The 7,811-nt window shown below is 43.3% G+C and carries 7 protein-coding genes, 1 pseudogene and 1 riboswitch; of the genes and pseudogenes, 6 read left to right on the forward strand and 2 right to left on the reverse strand.

Going from position 1 to position 7,811, the window contains the following annotated elements; translation table 11 throughout:
- The 3 genes and pseudogenes from IKW96_RS11230 to IKW96_RS11240 form a co-directional block, all read left to right on the forward strand.
- Nucleotides 1-337 (forward strand): annotated as a pseudogene (locus tag IKW96_RS11230) (glycoside hydrolase); the annotation flags it as partial.
- A 247-nt stretch (nucleotides 338-584) separates the two neighbouring features.
- On the forward strand, nucleotides 585-1,775 hold the full coding sequence (locus IKW96_RS11235) for an EAL domain-containing protein (RefSeq protein ID WP_296574683.1): 1,191 nt from the start codon (nucleotides 585-587) through the stop codon (nucleotides 1,773-1,775).
- 167 nt (nucleotides 1,776-1,942) lie between these two features.
- Nucleotides 1,943-3,832 carry a GGDEF domain-containing protein gene (locus tag IKW96_RS11240; protein WP_296574686.1) on the forward strand — a complete coding sequence of 630 codons (1,890 nt, stop codon included), beginning with the start codon at nucleotides 1,943-1,945 and terminating at the stop codon, nucleotides 3,830-3,832.
- A gap of 313 nt (nucleotides 3,833-4,145) precedes the next feature.
- Here IKW96_RS11240 and IKW96_RS11245 read toward each other — a convergent pair whose 3' ends face one another.
- Both IKW96_RS11245 and IKW96_RS11250 read right to left on the reverse strand, forming a co-directional pair.
- Nucleotides 4,146-4,484 carry a hypothetical protein gene (locus IKW96_RS11245; protein ID WP_296574689.1) on the reverse strand — a complete coding sequence of 113 codons (339 nt, stop codon included), beginning with the start codon at nucleotides 4,482-4,484 and terminating at the stop codon, nucleotides 4,146-4,148.
- 80 nt (nucleotides 4,485-4,564) lie between these two features.
- A riboswitch (SAM riboswitch) is annotated at nucleotides 4,565-4,651 on the reverse strand.
- Nucleotides 4,652-4,698: 47 nt separating this feature from the next.
- Nucleotides 4,699-5,283, reverse strand: a complete 585-nt coding sequence (locus IKW96_RS11250) for a helix-turn-helix domain-containing protein (protein ID WP_296574691.1) — start codon at nucleotides 5,281-5,283, stop codon at nucleotides 4,699-4,701.
- Between the two features lie 193 nt (nucleotides 5,284-5,476).
- Here IKW96_RS11250 and IKW96_RS11255 point away from each other — a divergent pair, with 193 nt between their 5' ends.
- The 3 genes from IKW96_RS11255 to IKW96_RS11265 form a co-directional block, all read left to right on the forward strand.
- Nucleotides 5,477-5,983 (forward strand): ankyrin repeat domain-containing protein, encoded by a 507-nt coding sequence (locus IKW96_RS11255; RefSeq protein ID WP_296574694.1) that lies wholly within the window; start codon nucleotides 5,477-5,479, stop codon nucleotides 5,981-5,983.
- 41 nt (nucleotides 5,984-6,024) lie between these two features.
- Complete coding sequence (locus tag IKW96_RS11260) at nucleotides 6,025-6,486, forward strand: GNAT family N-acetyltransferase (RefSeq protein WP_296574697.1); 462 nt, start codon at nucleotides 6,025-6,027, stop codon at nucleotides 6,484-6,486.
- 178 nt (nucleotides 6,487-6,664) lie between these two features.
- Nucleotides 6,665-7,811, forward strand: a 1,147-nt coding sequence (locus tag IKW96_RS11265; protein ID WP_296574703.1) for an SGNH/GDSL hydrolase family protein, incomplete at its 3' end; no start/stop codon positions are given.

Raw genomic sequence — 7,811 nt, forward strand, 5'->3', positions numbered from 1 at the left:
AACAACAACTACTACTACTACCACTACTTCAACTTCTGCAACATCGACAGAAACTACAACAACTACAACAGCAACCACATCAGAAATCGCTGAAAACATCAAATACGGCGACTCGAACTGCGACGGTCAGGTCGACCTTGCAGATGCAGTTCTTATCATGCAGTCACTTGCAAATCCCTCACGCTACGGCATAAACGGAACAGATGAAAGACATATCACTGACCTTGGTCTTAAAAATGCAGACTGCTACATGACAGGCGACGGCGTTACAAATAACGACGCAGCTACAATTCAGAAGTTCTGTCTCAATCTTTTGGACAAATTCCCTGTTGTTTAAATATGCCCCCCCCTTCTGGAAAAGGCTCTCTTTGATTTGAGAGCCTTTTCTTTATCTTCCGATATGTTAATTATTTATAAATTTTCTTTCGGCATCATTGAAAATACAGTTAAAATATGCTATAATATAATAAAGTTATGACAACAAGCGGATAATACTTGTTCAAAGGCTTTGAAAAGACGTAAATAACCGGTTTTACAGATGATTATATACCTCAGTACAAAAATGACAGAAAGAGAGTGATCTTATGAATTTCACACCCGAAGAGATCAGGACAGCTCTTGAAAACGGAGAAATATGTGCCTATTACCAGCCGCAGTACGACACCGTAACAAGCAAGATAAAAAGCGCCGAAGCTCTTGCACGCTGGATAAAACCGGACGGTTCACTCATCTCTCCTTTCTTTTTCATTCCTGTTGCTGAAGAATCCGACCTAATAATGGACATAGACTGGTATATAACAGATATCGTCTGCAAAACTCTCTGTAAACAGACAGGTTATGCCCGCCACAGGATATCAATAAACTTCTCAAGGCGCCACATTTATGAGGACAACTTCACGGAAAAGCTGGCAAAAATAGTTGACAGCTACGAGCTCCCACACAAACTTATTGAAATAGAGATAACCGAGTCGGCAATGGTAAACGACTCACAGAAAATCCTTGAATGGATAAATTCTGCAAGATTGGCAGGTTTCAGGATCGCTATCGACGACTTCGGAAGCGGACTTTCGTCACTGCAATTCGTCAAGGACGTTCCTGCTGATGTACTGAAAATAGACAAATCTCTTCTTAGTCAGAACTGCGAGAACGAGAAAGAGCGTATAGTTCTCGAAAGTATCTTCAATTTTGCTCACCGCCTGCATATGCGTACTATCGCCGAGGGCGTTGAAACAAAGGAACAGCTCGCATTTCTCAGGACCTGCGGCTGCGAAAGGATACAGGGCTACATCTTTGCGAAACCCATGCCCGAGGAGGATTACCTTGCGATATGCAAGCTTGACAAGAACGCGGAGGAGCCTGCCGACATACTGCAGCTCCAAAGCCCTGCAAGTGCGGTGAATCTGCTTATGAGCGTTATTTTCCGCCGCTATCCTCTTGTAATATTCTCGAATCTTTCACGAAACACCTTCTATATGATGGCCTACCAGGACTTTTCTTCCACAAGCTGTCCGTCTGCAGGCGTTTTCGATGAACTTATCATGCACGGAACAGAGACAATGTATCCTGACGATAAGGAAATATTTTCCACTACATTCAACAGGTCAACTCTTATCCGTGATTACGCAAACGGCAAGACAGAGATACGTCTTGTTACACGTCAGCTTGGAGACGACGGTATATACCGCCGTGTTGAGACGACCGTTTATTTTGTTAAAAGTGAATCCTCAGACGATCTTCTCACACTTACACTCTGTGATAATCTTCCGGACGAATAAAGCAGCGCTTAACATCAGAACTGTCATATTCGTACAGAATTTAACTTTATACAACAATTTTTGAACAAACAGTGTTTATTTTGCTCAATAAAGCGATTGACATTATACATAATTTGTGATATTATTATATTAGGAAAAAGTCCGTTCGGACCGAGGTGATTGATACTATGAACGCTAAACTGAAAACTATCGCTTTTTTCGGATGCTGCTTCACCAGCAGATACAGACAGAACCTGTGCAGATCATTTAATATTGCTGCAGAAGAGTTGAAGATCAACATAGTATACATCAATTCGCTCGGTAAAATAGGCAATAAGAACGCACAGTACGGCGACTATGAATTTGACCTGATAGATATGATTGACCTCAAACAGTTTGACGGAATAATTTTTGACGGCGAAGGCTATAATGTTGACGGTATGGCGGAAAAGGTAATACATAAGCTGCGTGAAGCCGTATGCCCCGTTATATCAATAAGTACGCACGTAGAAGGCTTTTACAATATCGAATTCAATGATACAGGCGGTATCAGAACTCTTATCGAGCACTTCCTCGATCATCATCATTTTACTAAGATCGGTTTCATGTCGGGATATTTAAGTCACCCCGACGCACAGATACGCCTAGCGGAATTTCAGACGATCATGAAAGAGCGCGGACTCCCCGAAAATGGTGCGGGAGTATTCGAGGGCGATTTCTGGTTCCATAAGGGCGAAGAGGCGGCTGATTATTTCCTTTCGCTCTCCGAACGTCCCGAAGCTATCGTATGCGCAAATGATTACATGGCGATCTCTCTCATAACCGCACTGAAAAAACGTGATATCAACGTTCCCGAAGATATTGCCATATCGGGATTTGACGGCACCTTTGAGGGACAGGAATTTCTCCCCCACCTTACATCTGCTACACGAGAAAGAGTCCAGATTGCGCGCAAGTCGCTTGCTTTGTTTGAGAGCCTTTGGCACAAAAAGAGCTTTGATATGGATCTGAGGGTATCTTCCAAGCCCATATATAACCAGTCCTGTGGCTGCAAGAATCTTGATTACAAGTTTGAAGCCGAGAATGTGAACAGGGTCTATGAGATAAACCGTAATTTCAGCTACAATCTCTATGATGCAGAATCTGCACTGTTAAAGCTCAATAAAGTAGACAGTCTGCTTATGCTCGGCAGTGTTTTCATTGAAACTTCCATCAATTTCGGTGATTATAATTCATTCTTCCTTATGCTTCATAAGGACACAAGCGGAAAACTCTCCAGTGACAGTGATTTCCTGTCACCGTCGGGCGAGTTCACGCCCGCAGTGTGGATAGACAAGAAAAACGAATATACCGAATCGGAGCATTCGTTCAGCATTTCTTCGCTTATACCGAAATCCTGCACTGATATACCTCATTTCTTCTACATAATGAGCGTACATTGTGTGGAGAGAATGTTCGGATACGCTGTTATCGAAATGAGCAGCGAAGAAATATTCAATGAATTCTATAACGTATGGCTTCTGAATATGGCAATGACCATAGAAACTCTTTATAAAAACGATAAAATCAACAAGCTTATCGGAAAGCTCGAAAACCTCAGTATTCGTGACGGTCTGACAGGAATGCTCAACCGACGCGGATTTGACGACCACTCGAGAGAAGCTATCCGTTTGTTCAATTCAAAGAGTACAGTTTGTACTATGGTAATAGATATGGACGGCCTGAAACATATAAACGACGATTACGGCCATTATGAAGGCGACAGAGCCATAAAATCCGCGGCAGAGATAATCAATCAGTGCTGCGACTCGGGAGAAATTGCAGGACGTGCGGGCGGCGACGAGTTCTATATCTTCGCTCCGCGCTACTCTGAGAGGCAGCTCGAGAGATTTATCGAGCGTCTGCAAAGTGCTCTTGAAAGGCACAACCGCCACTCCAACAAGCCGTATAATATTGAGCTTAGCTACGGAGCTTTCCTGACGGAAACGGATAATAATGCCAAGCTTGAGGATTATATCAAGATAAGCGACTCGAGAATGTATGAACAGAAGCTGTCAAAACCAGGCAGAAGAAAATAAGAGTGTCCCCGTGTGTAATACGCATAGAGAAGTATTTGTGAGAATTTATTGAGGAAGAACCCTTTTGAAAAAGGGTTCTTCCTCAAACTCCTTTCCTAAAACTTCCAGCTTAAATTTTTCTAAATAGAACGCCCAACGAAAACTAACGCCCTCTGTAACACTTACAGGGGGCGTCCTATTTAGAAAAATTTGGGTTAAAAGTCTTTGGAAGGGGGTTCGGGGGAGAACCTTTCCTCAGAAAGGTTTCCCCCGATAAGTCCCATATATACTTCTTTACGAGTACCGCACATATGTGGGCACTCTTTTTCCTGCTTTATAACCTTTGCTTAAACCGTGCAGTAAAATGCGGTGTCTTATACAGAAAATCCTTATCGTTTCTGCAATACTTCATAAAATCGATCCTTTTAGGTGTATTGCTGAAATCAGCCATAAAGCTTCTGACCCAGATAAATAATGGAAAGTGTCCCATTTCTCTGCTGCTGTGAACGGCAATCACATAGCTGGGCACCCATTTTTCCGGTGAAATCTCACCAAAACGGAAGCCCTCGCTTTTGGCTGCTCCGGCAAATTTCTCCCATGTCTCCCTGCCGTCAATGTAGACCCACACTTTTTCATCATTTCCAAGCATTTCTCTGATAGTACGCATATCCATGCACTCCTTTGAAAAGAATTATTCCATAAAAGCACAAAAGCGACCCCATCGTCACGACGGGATCGCTGAGCAGCATATTCATCCCATCGTTCAAGCATTAGCACCTTACATTACTGCAGGTTGCTGTACGGTCAGCGGGCTTGTCCCTCACGTACTCTTTATGGTAATTACATAATATCATATTTTGCAGAGGAAGTCAATATATCTCTGCTTTTTATATATCCTGAAACATTAAACCGTGCTTTGTACAGTACCATACAAGCCTGCCCGAACGGTATAGCGGCATGGTCATCTGCATATTCCACTCGGGATACTGCTTGAAGATCATAGCTTTGTTGTCATGCACATAGGCTGCAAAGGAGATATAATGCTCCTTTGTCATTTCGTGATCGGAGTGTATATACAGTTCTCCGCCTGTATCTTCTACCGTTAACCGCTCCCCTTCCTCAGCTTTACGCATTTCCAAAGCGAAAAGCCTGCTGCCGCAGCAGCTTATTGAAGCTTCTGATGTAGCGGTAATGATATTTCCGCATTTCGGACATACATAAAATCTAAGCTTTTTCATATTACCTTTCTCACTTTCATTTGTTTCGATATTACCCGACAGCAGAACTCCTATATCCGCTCCAAGAACTTTTTCAAGCTCTGTAAGCAGGGATATATCGGGACAGCCGTGTCCGCACTCCCACTTTGAGACCGCCTTGTCGCCGACATTCAGCAGCTCTGCAAGCTGCTTCTGCGTAAGCCCTTTCTCGGTCCTTAATTTTTTGATAAGCTCTCCTGTCTTTTCCTGGTCCATGCTATAACCTCCTTATCCATCATTCCGTGAGCTCCTGAAACTATTATAGCTTAAATGCTTCATTTCGTCAATCTACGCTCAGTAGAGTCAAAACGGATCCTTACATGATCTGAGACATTATTCTTTACATTTCCGACAATTTTATGTTATAATAACATCATGAATATACTAATGCTCAAAAGGAGTGATTTCAATGGATATATCCCTTACCGCAAAGCTTAAAAAGTTCGATGATTTTGCCGCTGTTTACAGCGACGGAGACGAAAAGAAGCTTTTCAACGGAAAAAACCTGCTATTTTATTCTTTTTCAAACAATGTTCCTGAGGAAAGATACAGGATAAGTATGTTTCTTCTCGATAAAGGAGCCGATGCCTGCGGAGTAAACGAGTGCAGCGAAAATCTTCTTCATATTCTGTTGTCAAGAATCAAGCATGATCTGCCGCAGACCGTGGAACTTTGCAGGATACTCATCGAAAAAGGCGCGGATATAAATCATATCGACGAAAAAGGAAGAGTTCCGCTGCAATACATAATAAATATGAAATACACGGACGAGGAGCTTGAAGAACTTTATAAACTGTGGTTTTCACGCGGAAATGTCCTTGTCACCCACAAAAACGCATGGGGAAAAACTCCGCTGGAGCTAATTGAACTGCTTCCCTACAGGAAGAAGTTACTTGATATCGTTAAAAAACTATAAGAATGATCATACTTCAATATTCTTAAAAAGGAGGAACTGATATGGGCTTCCTTGTACACACCCTCGAATACAAAGGCGGACTTGTTTTCACAGATATCAGTCCGAGAAACTATGAAGCCGCAGACTATGAGCAGTACAGGCGCAGGTATGAGGATTGTTTCTATCCAATGAGAAGCTCCCTAGGACTTCCCCGTGAATGCTGCAAAAGCAGTGAAGAGCTGCTGAAAAAACGTGATAATACCTTTGTTCTCGAAGATAACGGCTGCATTATTGGCTCTGTCTCCGTTATCGGCAACGAGATCGACGACCTTTTTGTTGCAGCTAAATACCAGCGAATGGGCTACGGGCTAAAATTGCTTCTGTTTGCAATTTCACGTCTTCAGAATAAAAAGGCTGATAAAATAATCCTGCACGCCGCCGATGTTAATAAAGCTGCACTTTCCATGTATTTGAAAAACTGCTTTGTAATTACCGAAACGGAGGAAATAAATATTTCGCTGTAAACAGAATGTTTTACATTGTTTTTCAAGAATGTACTGTTTGTTATAATAAAAAAATACTTGACAAATAGTTTTTCAATGATATAATAAAATCAGATATAAATATTTTGGGGGACTACTAAATTACGTTCTATTTTATTCTGCAATAAGATTTGCAGACAAAAAACAAGGAGTGATTTTAGTGAAAAAGTCTAGACTCAAAAAGGTCATCAGCTGTACTGTTTCAGCTCTGATGATCGCAGCAAGCGTTCCGTTCACCACTATCGCAGCCGATGATGAGCCGGCAGCAGGAAACACAGGCGGCTTCGACATGAGCCAGTTCGGCGGTCAGGGCGGCGCAGGCGGCTTCGACATGAGCCAGTTCGGCGGACAGGGCGGCGCAGGCGGTTTCGATATGAGCCAGTTCGGCGGACAGGGCGGCGCAGGCGGCTTTGATATGAGCCAATTCGGCGGTCAGGGCGGCGCAGGCGGCTTTGATATGAGCCAATTCGGCGGTCAGGGCGGCGCAGGCGGCTTTGATATGAGCCAATTCGGCGGTCAGGGCAGCAACAGCGAAACTCAGAAGCAAAACATGGAAAATATCTCAATGAGCAGCGATGTTATCAGAATAATGCCTGCAGGCGACTCTATAACCTATGGCATGGGCGATACCGGCGGATACAGAAAATATCTCGACTACTTCCTGAAGGAAAAGGGATATACCAACTTTGACTTTGTTGGTCCAGAGGGATCGAACAGCGCAAGCTTCAAGTATAACGGAAACAGCGTAACCTATGATGACAATCATGCAGGTTACAGCGGATACACTATAATAAAACAGCAAGGCGGCTACGGTGGAGGCTTATACGATGTCCTCAAGGAAACAGATGCCGTAAAGAAGACTCAGCCCAACATCATACTGCTTATAATCGGCACAAATGACATGAACTATAATCATACCGAAAGCGAACTGGAGAAGGATCTCCATACACTGCTCGACTTTATGATAGCCGATATGCCTTCCGACGGAATGATATTCCTCTCAACTATTCCCGAACTCGGAGGCGGTATGTTCATGGGCGGCGGTGACAAGACCGCTCAGGTAGCAAGCTACAATAGCCTTGTAAAAAAGGTGGCAAATGAATATAACAGCAATGGCAAGCAGGTAACATTTGCCGATATTCATGGCTGTCTCAACGGTACTGCCGACCTCGGCGACGGTGTTCACCCGAACGCTGTTGGATATGAGAAAATGGGTAAATACTGGGCGGACGTCGTTGATGAGTACCTCAAGTCCTCCAAACCTGCTGTAACAACAACTACAACAGCCGCAACAACAACAACAACAA

This window comes from Ruminococcus sp. (assembly GCF_017549005.1).
GTDB lineage: Bacteria > Bacillota > Clostridia > Oscillospirales > Ruminococcaceae > Ruminococcus.